Annotated in this window: 22 protein-coding genes and 1 riboswitch; of the genes, 16 read left to right on the top strand and 6 right to left on the bottom strand. The window is 37.3% G+C overall.

Translation table 11 applies throughout. From position 1 onward, the window contains the following. Positions 1-8: 8 nt before the first annotated feature. The 5 genes from ezrA to ABC382_RS21640 all read left to right on the top strand — a co-directional run bounded on the left by ezrA (position 9) and on the right by ABC382_RS21640 (position 5,096). Positions 9-1,709, top strand: coding sequence for a septation ring formation regulator EzrA (gene ezrA, locus ABC382_RS21620; RefSeq protein ID WP_274794093.1), 1,701 nt, complete (start codon positions 9-11; stop codon positions 1,707-1,709). An 89-nt stretch (positions 1,710-1,798) separates the two neighbouring features. Continuing rightward, entirely contained in the window at positions 1,799-2,260 is a 462-nt protein-coding gene (locus ABC382_RS21625) for a GNAT family N-acetyltransferase (protein WP_322611842.1), read from the top strand. A 106-nt stretch (positions 2,261-2,366) separates the two neighbouring features. After that, positions 2,367-3,521 carry a cysteine desulfurase family protein gene (locus ABC382_RS21630; protein WP_274794091.1) on the top strand — a complete coding sequence of 385 codons (1,155 nt, stop codon included), beginning with the start codon at positions 2,367-2,369 and terminating at the stop codon, positions 3,519-3,521. Further along, positions 3,521-4,732, top strand: coding sequence for a tRNA uracil 4-sulfurtransferase ThiI (gene thiI / locus ABC382_RS21635; protein WP_274794090.1), 1,212 nt, complete (start codon positions 3,521-3,523; stop codon positions 4,730-4,732). Before ABC382_RS21630 ends, thiI begins: the two co-directional genes overlap by 1 nt. Positions 4,733-4,877: 145 nt before the next feature. Further along, positions 4,878-5,096, top strand: a complete 219-nt coding sequence (locus tag ABC382_RS21640; protein ID WP_274794089.1) for an alpha/beta-type small acid-soluble spore protein — start codon at positions 4,878-4,880, stop codon at positions 5,094-5,096. A 71-nt stretch (positions 5,097-5,167) separates the two neighbouring features. On the opposite strand, the gene thiE is transcribed toward ABC382_RS21640, so the two are convergent. Genes thiE through thiM form a run of 3 tightly spaced genes read right to left on the bottom strand, consistent with a single transcriptional unit; the run spans position 5,168 to position 7,378 of the window. Then, a complete protein-coding gene (gene thiE, locus ABC382_RS21645) occupies positions 5,168-5,809 on the bottom strand; it encodes a thiamine phosphate synthase (RefSeq protein ID WP_274794088.1) in 642 nt (213 codons plus the stop codon). Continuing rightward, positions 5,799-6,623, bottom strand: a complete 825-nt coding sequence (thiD, locus tag ABC382_RS21650) for a bifunctional hydroxymethylpyrimidine kinase/phosphomethylpyrimidine kinase (protein WP_274794087.1) — start codon at positions 6,621-6,623, stop codon at positions 5,799-5,801. Before thiD ends, thiE begins: the two co-directional genes overlap by 11 nt. Beyond that, positions 6,611-7,378, bottom strand: coding sequence for a hydroxyethylthiazole kinase (gene thiM / locus ABC382_RS21655; protein ID WP_312506607.1), 768 nt, complete (start codon positions 7,376-7,378; stop codon positions 6,611-6,613). The genes thiD and thiM overlap by 13 nt, the downstream gene beginning before the upstream one ends. An 81-nt stretch (positions 7,379-7,459) precedes the next feature. Further along, a riboswitch (TPP riboswitch) is annotated at positions 7,460-7,558 on the bottom strand. 190 nt (positions 7,559-7,748) lie between these two features. Here thiM and mbcS point away from each other — a divergent pair. From mbcS to ABC382_RS21680, 5 genes are all read left to right on the top strand, one after another. Then, positions 7,749-9,329 (top strand): acyl-CoA synthetase MbcS, encoded by a 1,581-nt coding sequence (gene mbcS, locus ABC382_RS21660; RefSeq protein WP_322611807.1) that lies wholly within the window; start codon positions 7,749-7,751, stop codon positions 9,327-9,329. A 187-nt stretch (positions 9,330-9,516) separates the two neighbouring features. After that, positions 9,517-10,530 carry a signal peptide peptidase SppA gene (gene sppA, locus ABC382_RS21665; RefSeq protein WP_274794084.1) on the top strand — a complete coding sequence of 338 codons (1,014 nt, stop codon included), beginning with the start codon at positions 9,517-9,519 and terminating at the stop codon, positions 10,528-10,530. Between the two features lie 12 nt (positions 10,531-10,542). After that, the gene (locus tag ABC382_RS21670) at positions 10,543-11,166 is read left to right on the top strand and encodes an RDD family protein (protein WP_322611808.1); all 624 of its coding nucleotides are present in this window, start codon (positions 10,543-10,545) and stop codon (positions 11,164-11,166) included. Positions 11,167-11,307: 141 nt separating this feature from the next. Beyond that, entirely contained in the window at positions 11,308-11,811 is a 504-nt protein-coding gene (gene tpx, locus ABC382_RS21675; protein WP_274794082.1) for a thiol peroxidase, read from the top strand. A gap of 88 nt (positions 11,812-11,899) precedes the next feature. Next, positions 11,900-12,829, top strand: a complete 930-nt coding sequence (locus ABC382_RS21680; protein WP_322611809.1) for a class I SAM-dependent methyltransferase — start codon at positions 11,900-11,902, stop codon at positions 12,827-12,829. 65 nt (positions 12,830-12,894) lie between these two features. On the opposite strand, the gene ABC382_RS21685 is transcribed toward ABC382_RS21680, so the two are convergent. After that, positions 12,895-13,344, bottom strand: coding sequence for a universal stress protein (locus ABC382_RS21685; protein ID WP_274794080.1), 450 nt, complete (start codon positions 13,342-13,344; stop codon positions 12,895-12,897). Positions 13,345-13,767: 423 nt separating this feature from the next. Here ABC382_RS21685 and ald point away from each other — a divergent pair, with 423 nt between their 5' ends. Then, positions 13,768-14,883: an alanine dehydrogenase gene (ald, locus tag ABC382_RS21690; RefSeq protein ID WP_274794079.1), complete on the top strand. Its 1,116-nt coding sequence runs from the start codon at positions 13,768-13,770 to the stop codon at positions 14,881-14,883. A gap of 46 nt (positions 14,884-14,929) precedes the next feature. On the opposite strand, the gene ABC382_RS21695 is transcribed toward ald, so the two are convergent. Beyond that, positions 14,930-16,018: a M24 family metallopeptidase gene (locus tag ABC382_RS21695; RefSeq protein ID WP_322611810.1), complete on the bottom strand. Its 1,089-nt coding sequence runs from the start codon at positions 16,016-16,018 to the stop codon at positions 14,930-14,932. A gap of 226 nt (positions 16,019-16,244) precedes the next feature. On the opposite strand from ABC382_RS21695, the gene ABC382_RS21700 reads away from it, so the two are divergent. Next, positions 16,245-16,928 (top strand): metal-dependent hydrolase, encoded by a 684-nt coding sequence (locus ABC382_RS21700; RefSeq protein ID WP_274794077.1) that lies wholly within the window; start codon positions 16,245-16,247, stop codon positions 16,926-16,928. A gap of 150 nt (positions 16,929-17,078) precedes the next feature. Continuing rightward, a complete protein-coding gene (locus ABC382_RS21705) occupies positions 17,079-18,386 on the top strand; it encodes a DRTGG domain-containing protein (RefSeq protein ID WP_274794076.1) in 1,308 nt (435 codons plus the stop codon). Positions 18,387-18,440: 54 nt separating this feature from the next. On the opposite strand, the gene ABC382_RS21710 is transcribed toward ABC382_RS21705, so the two are convergent. Continuing rightward, positions 18,441-18,746 (bottom strand): YtpI family protein, encoded by a 306-nt coding sequence (locus tag ABC382_RS21710; protein WP_274794075.1) that lies wholly within the window; start codon positions 18,744-18,746, stop codon positions 18,441-18,443. Between the two features lie 90 nt (positions 18,747-18,836). Here ABC382_RS21710 and ABC382_RS21715 point away from each other — a divergent pair, with 90 nt between their 5' ends. The 3 genes from ABC382_RS21715 to ABC382_RS21725 all read left to right on the top strand — a co-directional run bounded on the left by ABC382_RS21715 (position 18,837) and on the right by ABC382_RS21725 (position 23,659). Next, positions 18,837-19,781, top strand: a complete 945-nt coding sequence (locus tag ABC382_RS21715; protein WP_322611843.1) for a DHH family phosphoesterase — start codon at positions 18,837-18,839, stop codon at positions 19,779-19,781. A gap of 22 nt (positions 19,782-19,803) precedes the next feature. After that, positions 19,804-22,887, top strand: coding sequence for a DNA polymerase III subunit alpha (gene dnaE / locus ABC382_RS21720; RefSeq protein WP_322611811.1), 3,084 nt, complete (start codon positions 19,804-19,806; stop codon positions 22,885-22,887). Between the two features lie 130 nt (positions 22,888-23,017). Beyond that, entirely contained in the window at positions 23,018-23,659 is a 642-nt protein-coding gene (locus tag ABC382_RS21725; protein ID WP_274794073.1) for a FadR/GntR family transcriptional regulator, read from the top strand.

A 23,659-nucleotide genomic window follows, 5' to 3' on the forward strand; every position in this document is an offset into this window, starting at 1 on the left:
GGCTTACGATGGAGTATATCATCATTCCGATTATCCTACTATTAATTTTAGCCATAGTAGGGTTTATGATGCGAAGAAAACACGTTGCAATTATTGCAAAACTTGAAAATGAAAAATTACAAATTCAACATAATCCTATAAATGAAGAAATTTCAAAAGTAAAATCTTTAAACATGAACGGTGAAACGGAAGAAATGTTTGAACGATGGCGCAATACGTGGGATGAGGTCATCGATGTACATATGACTAAAATTGATTCACTTCTATTTGATGCTGAGGATCAAATAAATCGACTGCGCTTTAAAAAGGCGACGTTAATAGAACGTGAAATTGAGGATTACATTGAAAAATGCGACCAAGATAAAAATAATATTTTAGAAGAATTGAATGAATTAATTGGCAGCGAAGAAAAAAATCGAATTGAAATTGAACAATTAAAGGAATACTATCGCTCTGCAAGAAAGACATTGCTTGCTCATCAACACTCATTTGGTGTAGCGTTACCTGCACTTGAGAAAAAGCTTGAGGCTTTTGTTGAAAAGTTTGAAGAATTTGATGTGCTGACAAATGAAGGGAATTACTTGCAAGCGCGAGAAATTGTTATTAGTTTAAATCAAGAATCACAGCAAACATTCGAATTTATTAATGATGTTCCAACCATTTTGACTGAATTACAAGTTAAGCTTCCAGGAGCGGTTCAAGAATTACGTAATGGTCAACGTGAAATGGAAGAACAATCCTACTATCTACAACATCTAGAATTAACAGATGCATTAAATAAGTATGAAAAAGAGTTTGATACATTAAAAAATGATTTAGCGGATCTTAATCTAACAGTGGTAAAACCTCGTGTGACAGAAATAAATGAAGAAATCGATCACTTTTATGATTTACTTGAAAAAGAGGTTATTGCTAAAAATTATGTTGATCAAAATTGCGATCGTTTATTAAGTTCAATCACCAATGTTATCTCTTCAACAAAGTTAGTTAGTGATGAAGCGACATATGTACAGCAAAGCTATCATTTAAACGAAAAAGATGCTGAAATTCCGAAAGCGGCATTAAAGCAATTAGAAGCACTACAACGTCGCTACGATTTATTAGCTATGCGTGTGAGAGAGGAAAAATCGGCCTATTCAAGTTTGCAGGAAGAATTAATCGAAATTAGTGAAGAGCTTGAACGAATTCACGAGGAACAAGAACATCTATCGAATACAATGAAGAAACTTCGAATTGATGAAAATAAAGCCCGTGCTCAAGTTGAGAACTTGAAGAAAATCTTACAAGATACAGATCGTTTATTAAACAAGGCTAATATCCCAGGAATTCCTGAGGAGATGGATGCACGTCTTGATGAGGCAGCAGAGCACATCTATGTTGTCATGCAAAGCCTACAAGAAGTACCATTGAATATGGGTACAGTTCATAATAATTTAAACGCGGCAACTCTTTGTGTAGAGGAAGTTAAAGTAAAGGCACATGAATTAATAGAAAATGTCATGCTAATTGAGCGCATCATTCAGTACGGTAATCGACATCGTGCAACAAATCCAAAATTAAATATGCGATTAAAAGAAGCGGAAGAGGCGTTTCATCAATTCCGTTATGCGAAAGCATTAGAAGATGCAGGAACAGCTGTGGAAGAAATGGAGCCAGGAGCTTTAAAACGTATTCAAGAATTGGTAGCAGAAGAGACTATGTCAAAATAATCCAATATTTGAGCTGTCTAAAAAGTATAGCGATTACTTTTTAGACAGCTTTCTTTTTAGTATAGAGAAAAGGTGTGGTACGGTTGAAAATGTTAATACAAGAAATGAATGAAAAGTATGCAATTGAAATTTTAAACTGGCATTATGAATCCCCATACGATTTTTATAATAATGACTTAACTGAGGAATCTTTACAAGAAATGCTTGAAAATCCGTACTATGCTATTGTGAATGAGCTAGAGGAAATAATCGGTTTTTATTGTATTGGTACCGCGGCACAAGTTCCAAAAGGACATGAGTTTAAAGCATATATAGAAGATTGTATAGATATAGGGATAGGTTTGAATCCTAATCTAACCGGTCAAGGATATGGTACAGCATTTTTTGCGTTTATTTTAAGTACCATCCAACAAGAACATCATCACCCACTTCGTTTAACTGTTGCCGAATTTAATAAGCGAGCAATCCATCTTTATGAAAAATTCGGTTTTGTCAAAGATATGGAATTTTGCACACCCATAGCTTTTGTCACGATGTTGAAAAAAGAGTGAAGTACCAATTAAAAATGGAAGAATCGTTAAAGTTAGTAGTCAATCGCCAAAGATTGCGTTATGATAAATACCGTTAAATCAACGTTTTGAAAGTGTGTGAAAAATTATGGTTAATACAATTTATTTAGATAATAGTGCTACAACGAAACCTTTAAAAGAGGTTATGCAGGCATTTATGACTGTGAATGAGCAGTATTATGCCAACCCAGCATCTATCCATGCCATGGGAGTTGAATCAAATGATTTATTAATGCGTGCGCGGGAGCAAGTAGCAGATATTTTGCAAACAGAGGCAAAAAATGTGCTATTTACTTCAGGTGGTACAGAGTCAAATAATGCAGCTATTTTTGGAATAGCACATAGTAATACGCATATAGGAAAGCATATTTTAACGACTGAAATCGAACATCCATCTGTCTTGGAAACAGTTAAACAACTCGAAAAAGAGGGTTATGATGTTGAATACCTTCACGTTAATCAAGATGGTGTCATTTCATTAGATGATCTACGTACTAAAATTCGCAAAGATACTATACTAGTTAGCATCATGCATGTAAATAATGAAATGGGTGCTGTCCAACCTATTTATGAAGCAGCTAAAATAATTCATGAAATGAGTCGGGCATTCCTTCATGTGGATGCAGTTCAAAGCTTTGGAAAATTAGCGGTTTCCTTCAAAGGAGAAGAAGGACCAGACTGTATTTCCATCTCTGGACATAAAATTCACGGCTTTAAAGGCTCAGGTGTATTAGCGTTCCGTAAAAAATTAAAATGGCAGCCATATGCCCTTGGCGGAGGTCAGGAATTTGGATTGCGTAGTGGAACTGTAGCTGTTCCGCAAGCAGTCGCTTTAGCAAAAGCGGCTCGATTAGCTGTTGAGACGATGAAAGATCGAGCTACTAAATACCGACAATGGCAGAATGAAATTCGTGCTCAGCTAGAAGGATACGGCGAAGCGGTGCATATTTTATCGACTCCACAGGGAGCTGCACATATTTTATCTTTTAGTGTTCGTGATTTAAAAGGGGAAGTCATTATTAATGCCATGCAAAAACGTGGCATCATTGTGTCAACCTCAAGTGCTTGTTCATCTAAGCAAACGAAAACAAGTCATGTGGTAGAAGCTCTACACCTGGATGAGCATTATAAAAAGGGTGTCATTCGTATTAGTTTTGGAGCACATAACACAGTTGAAGATATAGAACAATTGAAACAAGTATTAGCAGAAGTAATAATGGAACTTAAAGGAGAAATAATGTAATGATTTGGAAAGAAATACTAATTAGATATGGCGAGCTTTCAACAAAAGGTCGTAATAAAATGGATTTTATCCGTAGATTGCGTGAGAACATTCGTCATGCTTTTGCGGATTTAGGACACCTTCATATTCGTACAGAACGTGACCGTATGTTTATTGCTATTGAAAGTGAAGAACAAATGCAGACGCTAATTACTGGATTACCTAAAATTTTTGGTATTCAATCATTCAGCCCTGTTGCTGCATGTGAAAAAGATATGGAAAGTATGAAGCAGCTTGCTATTACAATAATGGAGACATTTAAAGATGAGCAACATACTTTTAAGGTAGAAGTGAAACGAACTGATAAATCATTTCCTTTAGAATCGCATGCTATCCAACGTGAAATTGGTGGCTATGTTTTACCACAATTTCAAAATTTATCTGTCAAAGTAAAGCAGCCTGATATTGAGCTGCGCGTAGAAGTACGTCATGATGCAACGTATATGATGGCGCAGGTCATTCAAGGTGCGGGTGGGATGCCTGTAGGATCGAATGGAAAATCGTTATTAATGCTATCTGGTGGAATTGATAGTCCTGTCGCAGGTTATTTAATGATGAAGCGTGGAGTACGTTTAGAAGCAATTCACTTCTTTAGTCCACCATATACAAGTCAAAACTCATTAGAGAAAGTAAAGGTACTTGCAAACGAACTAACGAAATTTGGTGCTAGTATTCGATTACATGTCATTCCTTTTACTGAAATTCAAGTACTTATTAAAGAAAAAGTACCTTCTAATGTTTCGATGACAACAACACGTCGTATGATGTTAAAGGTGGCTGATCAAGTACGTGAAGAGATAGGAGCTCTTGCAATTGTGACAGGGGAAAGTCTGGGACAAGTAGCAAGTCAAACGCTAGAAAGCTTGACGGCTATCAATGCTGTAACGAATACGCCTATTTTACGACCATTGATTTCAACAGATAAATTAGAAATTATCGATATTGCAGAAAAAATTGGCACATATGAAACATCTATTCAGCCATTTGAAGACTGCTGTACAATATTTACACCTGCCAGCCCAAAAACAAAGCCAAAGCTTGAAAAGGTAGAGCATTATGAAAGCTTCTCTGATTTTGATGAACTCATCGAGCGAGCAGTAAAAAATCGAGAGGTCTACATTTTCCCTAAAAAAGAAGAACAGCAACAAGATAAGTTTGCAGATCTATTATAAGGTATCTACAGCCGTTTCAAAGTCAATTTTGAGACGGCTTTTTTATGTTATTTTATCTATGCCATTAGAGGTACAATTTACCTCTAAAATTTTTGTATTAAAAATCTAATATCGCACATTCTATATTCACAAGGAGGTGAGAGACATGGCTTCAAACAACAACCGCAGTTCAAACCAGCTTGCAGTGCCTGGTGCACAACAAGCACTTGATCAAATGAAATACGAAATTGCACAAGAATTTGGTGTTCAATTAGGAGCTGAAGCTTCAGCTCGTGCCAACGGTTCCGTTGGTGGTGAAATCACTAAACGTCTTGTACAAATGGCAGAATCTCAATTAAAAGGTATGCCAAACAACAACCAATAAATGCTGACTAAGCATTTATAAACTTAAAACCAGTGACCGTAAAAAGGCACTGGTTTTAGTTTGTTTAAAAATCAACCATTTATGCGTGTCACAGACCTTAACGTATTTACTGTATGCTTAATATCTATACTTTCACAGATAGCTGAAATAACAGCAATACCATCTGCCCCAGCTTGAAATACGGCGTATGCATTGGTAGGGTTAATTCCACCAATCGCTACAATTGGTAATTCAGGATAGAAATTGTGAGCTTGCTGCAAAAAATTTGTACCACATGGTGATTGTGCATCCCGTTTTGAAGTTGTTGCAAAAATCGGACCAATACCTACATAATCTGCTTGATGGATAATGGCTGTTTCTAGTTCGTCCTGGGAATGCACAGAAACACCAAGAATCATATTACCAATTTTTTTACGTGCTATGCTAACATGTAAATCATCTTGTCCGATATGAACACCGTCCGCACCAAGTCGTAATGCAAGTTCGACATCATCATTGACAATAAAAGGAACGTTATATTGTTGACATAGTTTTTGACATTGACGTGCAAATTGTTCATAGGCAAATCCAGTTAATGCATGGGAACCTTTTTCTCGAAATTGAAACATGGTAATTCCAGCTTGCAACGCTCTCTCTAGTACATGAAGGGGATTCTGATGACTAACATTGCTTGTGCCCATAATAAAATAAAGTTGTAAATCCTCACGTTTCATAAATCAACACCTCACAGGAATCCTTATGCAGTTGATAAGCAAAATGATTTGTTGGTCCATAACCATGACCAATAGATAAATCATGTAAAATTGCTAATTGAATAAATTTTTTAGCTTCGATAATTGCCTTATCCATCGCAAAACCTTGACCAAGAAAAGCAGTGATTGCTGCTGAAAATGTGCAACCTGTGCCATGGGTATTGGACGTTTGAATACGTGGAGTTTGCATAGAAAAAGATTTACCGTTTTGAAAAAATACATAATCAATAGCAAAATTTGGATCTGCTAAATGGCCACCTTTAAGAATGACGCAATGTACACCTAATTGAAAAAAACCTTGAGCTACTTCACGTATATCTGAAACATCATGTATTTTTCTCCCTGTCAGAGCCTCTGCTTCAGGGATATTGGGGGTAACGATTGTAGCAAGTGGTAGTAGAGAAGAGCGCATTGCTTCAATAGCTTCTTGCAGTAATAAGCTTTCTCCACCCTTTGCAATCATTACTGGATCAACAATTAGTGGGATGTTTTGATTATGAATCATATGTGCGATAGCTTTAATAATATCAGAGGAATAAAGCATCCCTGTTTTAATTGCAGCAATTGAAAAATCTTCGATTAAAGCTTGAAATTGTTTTTCAACAAAGGAGTGATCAATAGGGAAAACTCCTGACACACCCATTGTATTTTGTGCTGTCAAAGCTGTAATTACTGAAGTACCAAACACCCCTAATTCCTGAAATGTTTTTAAATCAGCCTGTATGCCTGCACCGCCACCACTATCTGAGCCTGCAATCGTCGTTACAATATGCATGAAGCTTCACCATCCTTCGATAGGCGATAAAGAGCATTTAGTAAAGCTATTTGGAAATCACCAATATCTGATGTAAACGCTGACGCCAGTACCGCAGCTTTTTTATAGTAAGTTAATGTGTCCGCTAATTGTCGGTATGGATTATGGCCTGCAATATAGGCGGCACCGCAAATAGCACTAAGTAAACAGCCTGTCCCTGTTACCTCGGTCATTTGCATATTCCCGCCATTTATCCATTGGCTATCCACACCATCTGTTATAAAATCTCGTTCTCCTGTTATGATAACAATGCATTGATAATGTTGGGCTAATAAGATCGCCTCTTCTTCTAAAGCAATGGAGCCATTCCCACTATCGACACCTTTTTGTTGCCAGTCAACATTGGCTATTGCTGCTAGTTCCCCAACATTACAACGAATGACCGAAAAATGTACTTCCTCAAGCAAGTATCGTACCGTTTCTTTTCGATAAGTAGTGGCACCAGCACCGACAGGATCTAAAATGACTGGAATTCCAAGTTTATTGGCCATTTTGCCTGCTAACAACATAGATTCTTTAGTTCGATCATTGAGTGTACCGATGTTAATTAACAAGGCTTGAGCGAGTGCTACCATTTCCTCTACCTCACGGCTATCATCAGCCATAACCGGGGAAGCGCCTATTGCTAATAAACCATTTGCTTGGAAATTTGCTACCACATAATTTGTAATACAATGAATCAGTGGTTGCTGTTGACGGATTGTTTGAAATATCATCGTAGTCCTCCTTTATGGATGGACGTAAGCATGCAAAAAAGGCTCTTTTTGTGTAAAAATGCACGAAAAAGAGCCTTTCATCAATAGATGTTTATTGCTCCCTACGTCAGTATTAACTAACAGGTTCAAAGGGTCAGGTTTTACCTTCTCAACTCTTGACGAGTCCCCCTGCAATCTTGCTTTTAGTTGACCAAAATGTACCATACTTTTCAATTGTATTCAATAGCAAGTTTACCTATCGACAAAATGTGACCGATGCCATATAGCAGAGTATGATAGTTGTCATGACTTTTCCAAAATTAAGCGCAAACCATTGAAAATGCTGAAAAAAGAGTTTTATAATGTGTCATAGCAAAAGGGGGCATTTGCCATGAAGAGACAAGATTTAGTTGCACCAGAATGGTATAACATAACAGATGAAATTGAAAAATATGCTCAAGATACAACAAAAAATGCATTAATTATTTACGAGGAAAATAAGGATGTACAATTTATTACATATGCATATTTACTTGAAAGGGCAAATCAAGCTGCACACGTATTCACGATGCAAGGTTTATCAAAAGGTGATGTGATTTTAGTGATGGTACCTCGTTCAGTGGAAGCATATATTGTATATATTGCAGCATTGAAAGCTGGATTAACCATTATTCCGAGCTCAGAAATGCTAAGAACTAAAGACATTGAATATCGCATCAAGCATGCAAATGCTAAAGGAATTGTTGCTTACGAGCCTTATATTGATCAATTTGATCAGGTGAACAATTTACAAGGAATGCAACAATTTGTTATAGGGAAGGCCCATGAACCTTGGCAACCACTTTTAGAAAAAATGCGCATTCAACCTACAACTTACATAAGTTCTTCTCCAACAAAAAGTACAGATACTGCATTCTTAGCTTATACAAGTGGTACAACAGGAAACCCAAAAGCAGCTGTACATACTCATAGCTGGGGCTATGCACATTTACGAACAACAGCACCACACTGGTTAGGTGTGCAAGAAGATGATATTGTTTGGGCGACAGCAGCACCAGGTTGGCAAAAATGGATTTGGAGTCCGTTTCTAGCAACATTAGGGAGTGGTGCTACTGCATTTGTATATAAGGGGAAATTTGATGCATCTACCTATCTAAGGTTACTCGAAAAATTTAAAATAAATGTTTTATGTTGCACACCTACAGAATATCGTTTTATGGCAGCACTAGAACATTTACATGAATTCGATTTAACGGCACTTCGTCAAGCTGTATCAGCAGGAGAGCCTTTGAATAGCGAGGTCATTAACGTATTTTCGAAGACTTTCGATTTGCAAGTCCGAGATGGCTACGGTCAGACGGAAAACACATTACTTGTTGGCACAATGGTTGGAATGGAAGCTAGAATTGGTTCTATGGGAAAACCAACTCCTGGCAATAAGGTTGAAATTATAGACGATTTCGGTAACCCTGTTGCTGTTGGAGAAGTTGGCGATATTGCTGTTCATCGCACCACTCCCGCACTGTTTAAAAAATATTTAAATGACCCGGAACGAACAAATTTACAATTCCGTGGAGAGTGGTATATTACAGGTGATCGTGCTTATAAAGATCAAGATGGTTACTTTTGGTTTGAGGGTCGTGGAGATGATGTCATTATATCCTCTGGCTACACAATTGGGCCATTTGAGGTAGAAGATGCTTTGATGAAGCACCCAGCTGTAAAAGAAGCGGCTGTTATTGCGAGCCCAGATAAAGTTCGGGGAAATATTGTTAAAGCTTTTGTTGTACTTCGAAATGCTGAAAATGGTGATGAAGCACTTATTCGAACTCTTCAAGATCATGTGAAACTATTGACAGCACCTTATAAATATCCGCGTGCTATTGAATTTGTGGAAGAGCTACCGAAAACATCCTCGGGGAAAATTCGACGTGTTGAATTAAGACAGCAAGAAGCAAAACAACTACACTAATTATCATTTCCTAGGAAATAATGTCGAAAATCAAAGTTCAAGAATGGCAATGGACTTTGATTTTTTTTGTTTTTTTAGGTAAGGTATTATGAGGAAATAAATAGTATAAATCTTTTTGCATATAATTGCAAAAAAATGAAACAAAAAAGCTAGTCATTCGTATTACGTGTTAAGGAGGCGGAAAGACATGAATGTTAAAAGGTGGGTTGCTTTAGTAGTCGCAGGTGTTCTTTTATTATTTTCATTGGGGATTAACACCATTTTTGCTCTATTTAAAGCAGATTTCCTAGGTAATTTTGATAGTTTAATGGCAGGAAATAATTTAGATGTATATGAAAATGTAATTGAAGGAGATAATTTTGATAAGCGGATTGCTTATTTAAAGGTAGATGGAACAATTCAAGATATCGGCTCAAGTACATTATGGCAACCAGTTGCCTATGATCATCAATTTTTCCTAGAGCAATTGGATAATATTTTGTATGATGATTCAGTACAAGGCATTGTTTTAAGTGTCAATTCACCAGGTGGTGGCGTCAAAGAATCAGCAGATATTTATAAAAAGCTCTTAAAGATTAAAGAAGAACGTCAAATTCCGATTTATGTATCTATGGATTCTATGGCAGCATCAGGTGGATATTATATTTCAGCACCTGCAGATAAAATATTTGCGCATCGTGATACAATTACAGGATCGATTGGTGTTATTATGCAATCTATTAACTACCAAGCATTAGCTGAAAAAGTTGGTGTGAAATTTGAAACGTTTAAATCAGGTGAACATAAGGATATGCTAAGTCCAATGCGTGAAGTGACAGCAGAGGAACGTGCCATGATGCAAGATATGATTAATGAAACATATGAAGAATTTGTGGACATAGTAGAGCAAGGTCGTAATATGTCTGAAGCAGATGTGAAGAAAGTGGCAGATGGTCGTATTCTTGGTGGTACAAAAGCGCTTGAGGCAGGCTTAATTGATGAAATTGGGGATGAAGAAGCAGCTATCGCAGCGTTACGAGCAGATTATGGCCTTGAAGATGCTGCATTATTTGAGTATGCATATGATATGGGAGGCTGGCAATCATATGTTGGTATGAAAATTGGCTCCATATTTGGTCCATCTGCGGAAGAAAAGATGCTAATGAAAATTATGACGGACTACAGTGCGCCTAAAATGATGTATTTATATGGGGAATACTAAGGGGGAAGTACAATGACAAACAATGAAATTGTTATGCAGGGCTCACCCTCTATGGAAAATGGCTTTCTTATCAACACCCCAGAAAAATCGGCAAAGCCTACAAACTATGCGTTAAAAACCGCTGGCTTTTGGATTCGATTTTGGGCATTTTTATTAGATGGTTTCATAATATCTGCTGTAGGTGGAATACTTGTCAATCCTATCTTTTATCTAATGGATTGGTCCTTATCAGACACCGTTTGGTATGCGCCGATTTCTATTATCACGGCAATTCTCTATTATAGCTATTTTGTGCTAATGACAAAGTACTTTGGGCAAACATTAGGGAAAATGGTTTTTGGATTACGTGTTATTTCATTAAAACATGATAAGCTAACATGGTCAGATGTGTTATTCCGTGATTGGATTGGCCGCATTATTAATAATGTTTTTATGCCACTTTATATTTTGGTCGTCATTCTACCAGAAAACCAGGGTTTACATGATTATTTTGCAGATACAACCGTGGTACACGAAAAAGTCTTTATTGAAAAGGATGTCGTACCTATAGCTTCTTTGAATCAAGAAGAGATGATAGAAAATCAAGTGCAAGAGGAAAAACCTGAACTAGCCAAGCTAGAAGAAAAAAATGAATAGTAAGCAAGAGGCTGTCTCGAAATAATAGTGAGGCAGTCTTTCCTATTAATAGCACATTCTAATAAAGTAAGCTAACTTAGTTGCAATTAATTCCCTTCATTTAGTAATATTATGTACATATGATGATTAGGAGGCGTTTATATGGCACAAGTAACATTTAAAAATGGTCCTGTAACACTAGTAGGAAATGAAGTAAAGGTGGGCGATCAAGCTCCTGATTTTACAGTATTAGCGAATGACCTATCACCTGTAACATTAAAAGATTCAGAAGGGAAAATTCGTTTATTTAGTGTTGTACCATCATTAGATACTGGTGTATGTGATGCGCAAACACGCCGTTTCAATGAAGAAGCAGCTAATTTAGGCGATAATGTAGTCATTTATACAGTATCCGTAGATCTTCCATTTGCTCAGAAGCGTTGGTGTGGGGCAGCAGGTATTGATGCAGTTCAAACTGTTTCTGATCACCGCGACCTTTCATTTGGTGAAGCATATGGCGTGTACATTCAAGAATTACGTCTTCTGACACGTGCAGTTTTCGTTGTGGATGCAAATAATAAAGTGACATATGTTGAGTATGTACCTGAAGCTACAGATCATCCAAACTATGAAGCGGCCGTTGCAGCTGTTAAAGCACTAGCATAATGAGCTGCTTTTAGGCTAAGATAATACTAGACAAATGGGCTGTGACGTGTTTTGTCACGGCTCTTTTCTGTGTGAAAGGAAGTTATCTATGGAAAATATCGAGAAATTATTTGGTTTGCTTAATGAGCATGCCGAAAAAATCGAAAAAGAACACAATATAACACTGTTAGAGGGGTTACTAGATGGTCTAGAAGCATGGCTCGATGGTGAAGTTGATTTTTCACAACAGGGTGCGACAAAAGAGGATATTCGTAAAGCTATTCAAATCGCCATTTTAAAAGGAATGCGTAAAGGTTCGCAGCCAAATCATCAAATGACACCAGATACATTAGGTTTACTCGTTGGCTATTTTGTGGAACAAATTTTTGTAGAGCGTCTTGAAAATGAAAAGATTTCAATCATGGATCCAGCAGTAGGTACAGGTAATTTACTACTAACGGTCATGAATCTATTAGATGGCAAAGTGGAAGCGACTGGTGTTGAAGTGGACGAACTACTTATTCGCCTTGCTGCGGCCACTGCTGACTTAATAGAGCAGCCTATTTCTTTATACCGTCAAGATGCCTTAGAGGATTTATTGGTAAACCCAGTTGATGCAGTTGTTTGTGATTTACCTGTAGGCTATTATCCAAATGAAGAAGTGGCACTCAACTATGAACTATGTCCGTCTGAGGGAATGAGTTATGCACACCATTTATTTATTGAACAATCGATGAATTATACAAAAGATGGTGGCTATTTATTTTTCCTTGCGCCCTCTCATCTTTTCGATTCGGAACAATCTAAGCAACTACACAAATATATTCAAAAGCATGCTTGGATTCAGGCGATCATTCAATTACCTGACTCTATGTTTGCCAATAAAACATTAGAAAAAAGCATTGTGATTTTACAAAAGCAAGCGAAAGAATTAAAAGCGCCAAAAGAAGTCCTACTAGCAAAAGTACCAAATATGCAGAATAAACAGGCTCTGGCATTATTCTTTGAAAAAGTGAAAATGTGGAAAGAGGGCAAGTAAGCCTGACGATTCCAATAGAAGTAAAAAGGTATCCTTTAGAAGGATACCTTTTTATGTATTGAGAATTAGTTTTCTGGTGTACGGATAACAAGTACGTCACATTTAGCTGAACGTACAATGGCTTCAGATACAGAGCCAATTAAGAAACGTTCAACGGCATTTAAACCAGTTGCACCACAAATAATTAAATCTGCATCTACAATTTTAGAAAGTTCTTTTGTAATGATATTTTTTGGTGAGCCATACTCAATGATAAGATTCACATTTGTTAAGCCTTCATCTTCAGCTTGCTTTTTGTAACCATTTAATAGTTCTTCAGAAAATGCTTGAGCACGTTCCGCAATAGAACGATCATATGCCTCAATAGCAGCGAATGAACGAGTGTCGATTACATTTACTAGATTTAATACAGCACCTTCGTTTCGTTTTGCAACATCAATTGATTTACGAAATGCGTATTCAGCTTCTTTTGAACCGTCTACTGCAACAACAATGCTTTTATAATGATTAGCCATTTGAAAAACCTCCCTGATTTGTATATGTTGATTATACCAAATGATTTTCTAAAGGAAATACTTTCCGGAATAAAATTATGAAAAAGTGAAGGCATTTCATGAAGAAATGTCAAATAAATTTACTTACTTAATTCCCACTATTTACAGTGTGTAAACGTCTTTTTGCTAGTTAAATTTGCATTAGCTATAGCCTTCTTTAACGTTCCTTTCGTTTCATTAATTTGCTATCTAAATATAATGTTTTTTAACCAATTCATCGTTTAAATATTTTGTATTTTGGAAATGTTAGAAATTTTATTTGTATTTGCTTTAGTTAAAGCTTTTTTTGCATTTGTTTGGTAATATGGAATTGCAAGGGGTGCATCAATTCATAGTTACATATATGATGCTTATTTCTTAAGTTATGGAAGGGGATAGGAAACAATGAAGATTGGTATTCCAAAGGAAATTAAAAACAATGAAAATCGTGTAGCAATGACACCTGCGGGAGTTGTTACTTTAACACATGCAGGTCATGAGGTGTACATTGAAACAGGAGCAGGTTTAGGATCAAGCTTTACGGATGCTGATTACATTGCAGCTGGTGCTCATATCGTTCAAACAGCTAAAGAAGCATGGTCACAAGAAATGATCATGAAGGTGAAAGAACCTGTTGCTTCAGAGTATGATTATTTTTATGAAGGTCAAATTTTATTCACGTATTTACACTTAGCGCCAGAGGTTGAATTAACTCAGGCACTTTTAAATAAAAAGGTTGTAGGGATTGCCTATGAAACTGTGCAATTAGCAAATGGCTCATTACCTTTGTTAACACCAATGAGTGAAGTAGCTGGTAAAATGGCTACGCAAATCGGTGCGCAGTTCTTGGAAAGAAACCATGCTGGTAAAGGTATTTTACTTGGAGGCGTATCAGGTGTACAACGCGGTAAAGTGACAGTAATTGGTGGGGGTATCGCAGGAACAAATGCTGCAAAAATCGCTGTTGGTATGGGGGCAGATGTGACAGTTATTGATTTAAGCCCAGAACGCCTACGCCAATTAGAAGATTTGTTTGGTCGCGAGGTTCAAACACTAATCTCAAATCCTTATAATATTGCAGAATCAGTGAAAAATTCAGATTTAGTCATTGGTGCAGTTTTAATTCCAGGAGCAAAAGCACCTAAGCTTGTATCTGAAGAAATGATTCAGTCAATGCAAGCTGGTTCAGTAGTGGTAGATATCGCGATTGATCAAGGTGGTATTTTTGCAACATCTGATCGTGTGACAACGCATGATGATCCAACATATGTAAAACATGGTGTAGTACACTATGCAGTAGCCAATATGCCAGGTGCAGTACCTCGTACATCAACTATTGCCTTAACGAATAATACTATTCCATACGCACTTCAAATTGCCAATAAAGGCTATAAGCAGGCTTGTCTCGATAATGAGGCACTTAAAAAAGGTGTCAATACATTAGATGGACAACTTGTGTATAAAGCAGTAGCAGATTCACAAGGTCTGCCATTTGTAAATGTAGATGAATTAATTCAATAAATCATAGAAAAAGGAAGCACACAGGTTGCTTCCTTTTTTGTATTCCTTATAGTATGATTAAATCTTTCGGAAACTTTGTTAGTACCTCCACGCCATCTTTTGTTACGACAACGTCATCCTCAATACGTACGCCTGTTACATCTGATTTATAAATGCCAGGCTCAATTGTAAAGACCATTCCCTCTTCCATTGTCATTTCATTAGCGCCTGTAACGGATGGGAATTCGTGTACAGAAATGCCGAGACCATGTCCTAGGCGATGTGTGAAATATTCACCATAACCTGCTTCAGTAATTGTATCACGAGCAATTTTATCTAAGTCCATAGCACGAATACCAGGCTTGACGGCTGCCACTGCATTTTGGTTGGCAGCTAAAACAGTATTATAAATTTCTTTTTGTGCTTCAGTAGGTTCACCGAAGGCAACTGTGCGCGTAATATCTGAGCAATAGCCATCGTAAATTACCCCAAGGTCAAATAGTACCATATCACCTTTTTCAATTTTACGTGCTCCTGGTTTCCCGTGTGGAGATGCAGTTTTTGGACCGCTTAATACCATTGTTTCAAAGGACATTTTGCACCCTTTATCTTGAATAGCACTTTCAATCGCAGTTAGAATTTCCATTTCTGTTTTGCCTTCAGCGATTTCCTTGCATCCAACTTCAATTGCATAATCTGCTAATTCTGCAGCCTTACGTAATTTTTCTAATTCACTTTCATCCTTGATTACACGCATGGCATTAATCTTTTCATCAAGGCGCACAAAATTAGCTTGAGGGAATGATTGTTGTAAAGCTTCTAAACGTTCCACGATTAGTTGCGCTTTTTCAATGGCAAACGTAGTTGGGTTAACTTGACGTGATGTGATAGCTTGGGCAAGAACGTCCATCGAATTTTCTGTATCTTGATGACCAATAACCTCGTAAGTCCAACCTGCAGCCTTCGCATCTGGAATCTCCATTTGTGGACAAATTAGAAAAGGCTCAGCATTTTTAAAAATCATAACCCCTAGTAATCTTTCATGTGGATTACTTTTAAAGCCTGATACGTAAAAAACATTGTCAGGTGTTGTTACGAATGCTGCATCAATGTGATTTTGCTGCAAATAACTTTGGATTTCTTTAACCTTTGACATAAATATGTCCTCCTTTTATTACATGGGAAATGATACGTTAAAAGGTTTCGACAAAAAATGTCGATGCCTTTCTTAGTACTGAATAATGGTGCTCTAACAGGGTATAAGTCTATTAGAGAAGTCTACGATTATTCTCTGTACAAGCATATCAAAAAAAGGGAAAATACGCATGGGTAGCGAATTAAAATGATGGACTGTAATTTATAATTCGGGGAGGATTTTAAAAATGGAAATCAGTTATCATGGACATTCAGTTGTCAAAATTCAAACAAATGGGAAAACAATTTTAATTGACCCTTTCATTAATGGCAATGGACAAACAGATTTAAACGTTGCTGAGGAGACACCAGATATTATTTTACTGACACATGGACATAATGATCATGTTGGAGACACGGTGGAACTAGCGAAGAAAAAAGATGCGTTAGTCATTGCTCCAAATGAATTAGCGAATTGGCTATCTTGGCAAGGTGTTAAAGTACACCCAATGCATATCGGGGGTGCTAAAGAATTTGACTTTGGTAAAGTGAAGTTTACTCAAGCCTTTCATGGATCATCTTATGTAACAGATAATAATGAGATTATTTATATGGGCATGCCAGCGGGGATTTTATTATTTATTGAAGGATTAACAATCTATCATGCAGGCGATACGGCCCTATTTGGAGATATGAAGTTAATCGGTGAACGACATCCAATCGATATTGCCTTCTTACCAATTGGAGATAATTTTACAATGGGACCAGAGGATGCAGCTTGTGCAGTTTCATTCTTGAAGCCGAAAATAGTTGTACCGATTCATTACAATACATTCCCACCAATCGAGCAAGATCCACAAATTTTTGCAGATTTAGTGCAAAATTCTGAGGTTCAGATTTTAAAAGCGGGTGAAAAAGTAAACTGTTTCTAATCCTTACGGTTGCTGTACTAATAAATTGACACCACGACGGTAGTTGAAATGATGGGCAGTATTAAACTTTTTCTCACTTTATATTAAATATTTTTATAAAAAATATGGTACACTAAGAGCAGAATTGAAGCTTAGGAAATAGGTGATATTTTGTCTACAAAACATGAGAAAATTTTACAATACATCGAATCACTACCCGTGGGCGATAAAATTTCAGTACGTCAAATTGCGAAGGAAATGCAAGTGAGCGAAGGGACTGCTTACCGCGCCATAAAAGAAGCGGAAAATCGCCGCTTAGTAAGTTCGATAGAACGTGTTGGAACAATTCGTATTGAGAAAAAAAAGAAAGAAAATATTGAGCGTTTGACTTTTGCAGAAATTGTCAATATTATCGATGGCCAAGTTTTAGGTGGAAAATCAGGTCTACATAAAACGCTAACGAAATTTGTCATTGGTGCAATGCAGCTAGAGGACATGATGCGCTATACAGATGCAGGTAGCTTATTGATTGTAGGGAACCGTATTAAAGCACATGAAAATGCACTACGAGCAGGTGCAGCGGTTTTAATCACTGGCGGTTTTGATACTACAGAAGATAATAAGATGCTTGCAGACTCATTAGATTTACCAATTATTTCAACAAGTTACGATACCTTTACAGTTGCAACGATGATTAACAGAGCAATCTATGACCAATTAATCAAAAAAGACATTTTGTTTATCGAAGACATTTATGTACCAATGACTGACACGGCTGCGTTAAAGAATGATGAAACAATTCATCATTTCCAGAAGCTGAATGAACGTACAACACACGGTGCATTTCCAGTTGTCACTCATCAAAATAAACTTGTCGGGATGATTACTGTAAAAGACGTCATTGGACGTGAAGAAAACGAGCTTATTGAAAAAGTTATGACGAAAAATCCGATTGCTGGCTCCATGAAAATGAGTGTTGCTTCTGCAGGGCATAGGATGATTTGGGAGGGGATTGACCTCTTACCTATTGTGGATGATGATAATATTCTGCAAGGTGTCATTAGTCGTCAGGATGTACTAAAGGCACTACAGCTAGCACAAAGACAGCCGCAGCATGGTGAAACAATTGATGATTTAGTGAAAAATGAAATGAAGGTATTAGGTGATGAGGAACTTATTGTCGAATTTAAAGTCACGCCACAAATGACCAATCAATACGGAGCAATCTCATATGGTGCTTTTACAACGTTATTAGCTGAGGTAGGTTCATTTGCATTAAAACGTCGCAAACGTGGAGATGCGGTGGCCGAGAATATGACGATTTATTTCATTAAACCCGTACAGATGGAAAGTACACTTACAGTTAAGCCTCGAATATTAGATATGAGTCGTAAGTTTGTGAAAATGGATTTTGAAGTGTATAATCAACAAATGCTTGTCGGTAAGGCAATGATGATGTTCCAATTATTAGAACGTTAACGATTAAAAAGGGATGGCCTAGAGCAATTGCTTGGTCATCCCTTTGTTACATAATTATTGATTTATACGAAATTCCTCTTCAACAAATTGCCCATAATGGCGTGCTTTTTTTGTATTTTCTAAAATGACAAAGATGCCGAGCACGACTAGAATTGCTACAATAATAAATGTATACAAGGTAGGGAATAGATAGGCTTGATTTAATCCAAAAAACACCAGGAAGGAACCAAAGCCTATATTCGCTTTACTCTTGTACCAATTCTTGGCAATCGGTAATGGAGAACGAAACTGTTTTGTTTTAAAATAAAAATAGAAGACAAATGATATGATTATCGTGAACACAAATATTAAATTGAGCATAGTAAACCTCCTAGCATAACTAGACATTATTGTAACGATTATTTTGGAAAAATGCTAACGGTTCTTACTATCATTTTGGAGGAATTTATGGTGAAAAGACAAATCATCGACACAATTAAGGCCAATGAAACAATCATAATTCATCGTCATGTACGTCCAGATCCGGATGCTTACGGCTCACAACAAGGATTAAAAGAGATTATTTTAGCAAATTATCCTGAGAAAAAGGTTTATGCTGTAGGAGACCATGATGCTTCTTTATCATTTATGGCACAGCCTGATCAAATAGCAGATGAGGTTTATGAAAATGCCTTAGTCATCGTGACAGACACTGCCAATACAGAGCGCGTCGACGACCAGCGCTATATCAAAGGGAAAATGGTAATTAAAATTGATCATCATCCAAATGATGATGCTTATGGTGATCTTTTATGGGTTGACACAACAGCAAGCTCTTGCAGTGAAATGATTTATGAATTGTATGAAGAAGGTAAGGTAGTTGCAGACTGGAAATTATCAGATGCCGCAGCACGATTACTATTTGCAGGTATTGTAGGGGATACAGGCAGATTTCAATTCCCAAGTACAACCTCTAAAACATTTAAAGTTGCTGCAGATTTGATTACATATGATTTTAATCGAAATGAAATTTTTGATGGCATGTATGAAATGGATCAGAAGCTACTTAATTTACAAGGCTATATTTATCAAAATTTTGTAATGGATGAGCATGGAGCTGCCTATGTGAAGCTGTCAAAGGATTTGCTAGCACAGTATGAGACAGTTCCATCAGAGGCTTCTTTACTAGTAGGCTGTCTGGGCAGTGTAAAAGGAATATGCTCATGGGTAGTGTTCATTGAAGAAGAAGATCAAATTCGAGTACGACTACGTTCAAAGGGTCCAATTATTAATACATTAGCGAAGGAATTTAACGGGGGTGGGCATCCGCTAGCCTCTGGAGCTACTGCTTATTCATGGGAGGAGGCAGACGCCGTTATTTCAAGATTACAAGAAATTTGTAAAGCATATCATTAAGAGAGAAAAGGAAGGGATTCATTTGACACATGTATATACAAAGATGCATACGAGCGCGGATTTATTGAAAAGCACAATTCGGCTTGAACAATTGATTCCTTTTTTACAAGAGCAAAAAACACAGGCCTGTGCAATCGTAAATACGAAGTTGTACGGGCTTTTGCCTTTTTGTAAAGCGTTGCAGCAAGCAAATATTCATGCGGTCATAGGGCTTTCGGTTATCGTACAGTGGCAGGATCATCGAATACCTGTTGTACTGTATGCACAGACTCAAGAAGGCTATCAGCATCTTTTAAAGATTAGTAGTGCTATTTCAATTAGACAAGATGAAGTATTGCCATGGAAGTGGCTTGAGGGATATGCAGCAGGATGTATCGCCATGCTTTCTACAAGTGATTTTGTGGACTTAACGGACTGGCAGGCAATAATTACTGCTTTTGTCCAGCTATTTAACCATCATTTTTATATGGGAATTGCACGACCTGGAGGGGTAAAAGCACCTAATGAAGGAGATATAGTTGTTTGGTGCGAGGAACAGACAATTCCACTTGTTGCCACTCAAAGTTGTTATTTTTTACGTCCAGAAGATCACTTTGCTTATGAGGTGGCTAGAGCGATTGATACGGGAGAAAAACTGGGTGATACATTGTTAACGGCTGACTTACAAGGCTATTTTGCTCCTACGGCATATGAATGGCAAAATTGGTTTGCTGATCGACCAGAGTGGTTGGAGTCTAGCGTAAACATGCTTGCTAGTTGCACAGCTAGTATCCCTGAAATGCCTGTGCAAATGCCTAAATATCCTTTGCCTGTAGGTGAAACAGCTGAAAGTTTCTTGGTTAGTGAAGCATTTTCAGGATTGGAAAAACGCTTGAATCAAATGGCAATTCCGACTGTCTATCAGGAAAGGTTACAACATGAACTGGAAGTTATTTGTTCAATGGGCTTTGCTGACTATTTTTTAGTTGTCGCAGACTTTATGCGTTATGCGAAAGAAAATCGTATTTTGACTGGACCTGGTCGTGGTTCCTCCGCGGGTTCGCTTGTGGCCTACAGCCTATTCATAACACAAGTAGATCCACTAGCCTATGGTTTATTATTTGAACGATTTTTAAATCCTGAAAGAATCTCTTTACCTGATATTGATATCGATTTTGTCGATAGTAAAAGGCACCAGGTTATTCAGTATGTTGCACAAAAATATGGCAAAGCGAATGTTGCGCAAATTATTACATTTGGGACATTGTCTGCAAAAGCAGTAGCTAGAGATGTGGCGAGGGTTTTTAGCTTTGAGGCCGAGACGTTAGAAAAAATCTCAAAAATGATTCCTAATAAGCCAGGTATTACTTTACAAAGGGCTGTGGCAGAATCACAAGACTTTCAAGTCTGGTTAGCGGAGAATGAAAAGCATCAGCAGTGGTTGGATGTAGCACTTAAATTAGAAGGACTGCCGAGAAATTCCTCCACACATGCAGCGGGTATTGTCATCGCTCCATCTCCGTTAGTAAACACTGTACCTATTGAAGAAGGACATGATGGTATATATAGTACACAATGGCCGATGGGGGATATTGAAGCGTGTGGTCTCATCAAAATGGACTTTTTAGGCTTGCGCAATCTTACGATTTTAGAGCAAATACGTTGGTCAATCTATAAAGCGGGAGGACCTTGGATAGAATTTGAACGCATTCCTATGCATGATGAAACAACGTTTCAACTTTTACAACGTGGAGATACATCAGGTATCTTTCAATTAGAATCAGATGGAATGAAGCAAGCTTTACGGGATATTCAACCTTCGAGCTTTTCAGATATTGTCGCGGTAAACGCACTTTATCGTCCAGGTCCAATGGATTTTATCCCAGTCTATGCTAGACGAAAAGCTGGGAAAGAAATGGTTGTTATGCCCCACCCTGTATTAGAGCCTATCTTACAAGAGACATTTGGCGTTATTGTTTATCAAGAACAAATTATAAAAATTGCATCTGTTCTGGCGGGCTTTACAATGGGACAAGCAGATTTGCTACGCCGTGCAGTAAGTAAAAAAAATCGTCAAGTTTTAGAGGAGCAACGTGCTTCATTTGTTAATGGTGCATTAAAGCAAGGATTTGATCAACATGTAGCGGAAGAAGTATACGAACTCATTGTTCGCTTTGCGGATTATGGGTTCCCTAAAAGTCATGCTGTGGCCTATAGTATAATTTCTTATCAAATGGCCTATTTAAAAGCTCATTTTCCTTTAAGCTTTTATGCAGCGTTATTATCAAATGCAACAGGAAATATAGAGAAGATTCAACATTTTGTCCTTGAGGCAAAAGATAAAGGTATCCTTTTTTATCCACCCTCATTAAAAAACAGTACGAAATATTTTACTGTAGAAAATGAAGGTATTCGCTATAGCTTATCAGGAATTAAGGGAGTACCGCATACTTTGATAGAAAAAGTGACTGCTTTACGTCAATCAAATCCAGAGGCGTTGAATAATCTTTTTGATTTAGCTGTTGCCTTAAGTGCACAGCATTTTAAACCGAAAGTCATGGAATCACTCATTTTTGCTGGTGCGCTAGATTACCTCGACAAAGACCGTGCTATTCTAGTCAATACCATAGATGCCGCCTTAAAACATGCTGAACTGTTACGGCCGACTGAAGATATCGACATGGCAACGGCAATGGCGTTTAACTTTGGTAAACCAAAATATATGCAGGCAGATGAAATGCCTCAAAAGGAAAAATTAATGCATGAGAAGGAAAGCTTAGGCTTTTACATTTCAACACATCCTGTAGCACAAGAAAGGCATTTTTGGAATGATATTACCTGTACTTGCCGAGAGCTGAAGCAGATGCGTGATGGAACTTTAGTAAAAATCATTGGTATAATTGAAGAAGTGAAAAAAATCCGCACAAAAAAAGGTGAGCAAATGGCTTTTGTTCATCTACAGGACGAATATGGTACTGTTTCGATTACCTTATTCCCGCAAGTTTTTCAAGTTGTTCAGGAATTTTTAGTGGAAGACGAAATGTTATGGGTTGAAGGTGTAATCGAGAGACGCTTTGGTAAGCCGCAAATCAAAGTAAAACATGCGCAAACGACAAAAAAGGTATGAAATAAAACAAAAAATTAGAAACTGCATTCAATTTTATGCAGTTTTTTCTTTACTTTTGAACAGTTATTTTGTAAGCTAGAAGCAACGTTAAAAGTGGTCAGACCACTTTTTGATAAGGGGAGTTAGTCGTATGGATCAAAAAACCGAACAAAAAAAAGTGTTTTTAGAAATCGTCCAACAACTACGTCAACTCATTAAAATGGAAAAAATACAAGCAGGTGAAAAGTTACCTTCCGAGCGCGTTCTATCAGAGCGTCTAGGTGTCGGGCGATCCTCTGTGAGAGAGGCTTTGCGAAGCTTAGAATTGCTGGGGCTTATAGAAACGAGACATGGTGGTGGAACATTTCTTGCGTCTACACATAAGCATCAGTTAGTAGAGATACTGTCGATGTTTATACTAGAAGATGAAAAATCCAAAAAGGATGTCGAATTAACGCGACAAATTCATGAAATGGAAGCAATTCGCGTAATAAGTTGTACAGAGATTCTTCGCACACTACCTGTGTGGGATAGTTTTTTTGTGAAACTAGAAATTGAAGGAACTGTTAATTGTCGAGATATTTTAAGAGAATTATTAATTACGTCAGGTAATCGTCTTTCATTAAAAATCTGGTTTCAATTAGCAGCATATGATGGCGACCGATTAGATCGAAACTCAACAGAAGATGAAAAATTAATCATTCAAACAATGTTGAAATCGATGCAGCTTGGTTATGAAAAAGAAGCATTAAAAGCTTATGAGCAGTGGATGAATACTGTACAAAGCATTTAG

Origin of the sequence: Lysinibacillus phoenicis, from assembly GCF_047238325.1 — a bacterium.
Classification (GTDB): domain Bacteria; phylum Bacillota; class Bacilli; order Bacillales_A; family Planococcaceae; genus Lysinibacillus; species Lysinibacillus irui.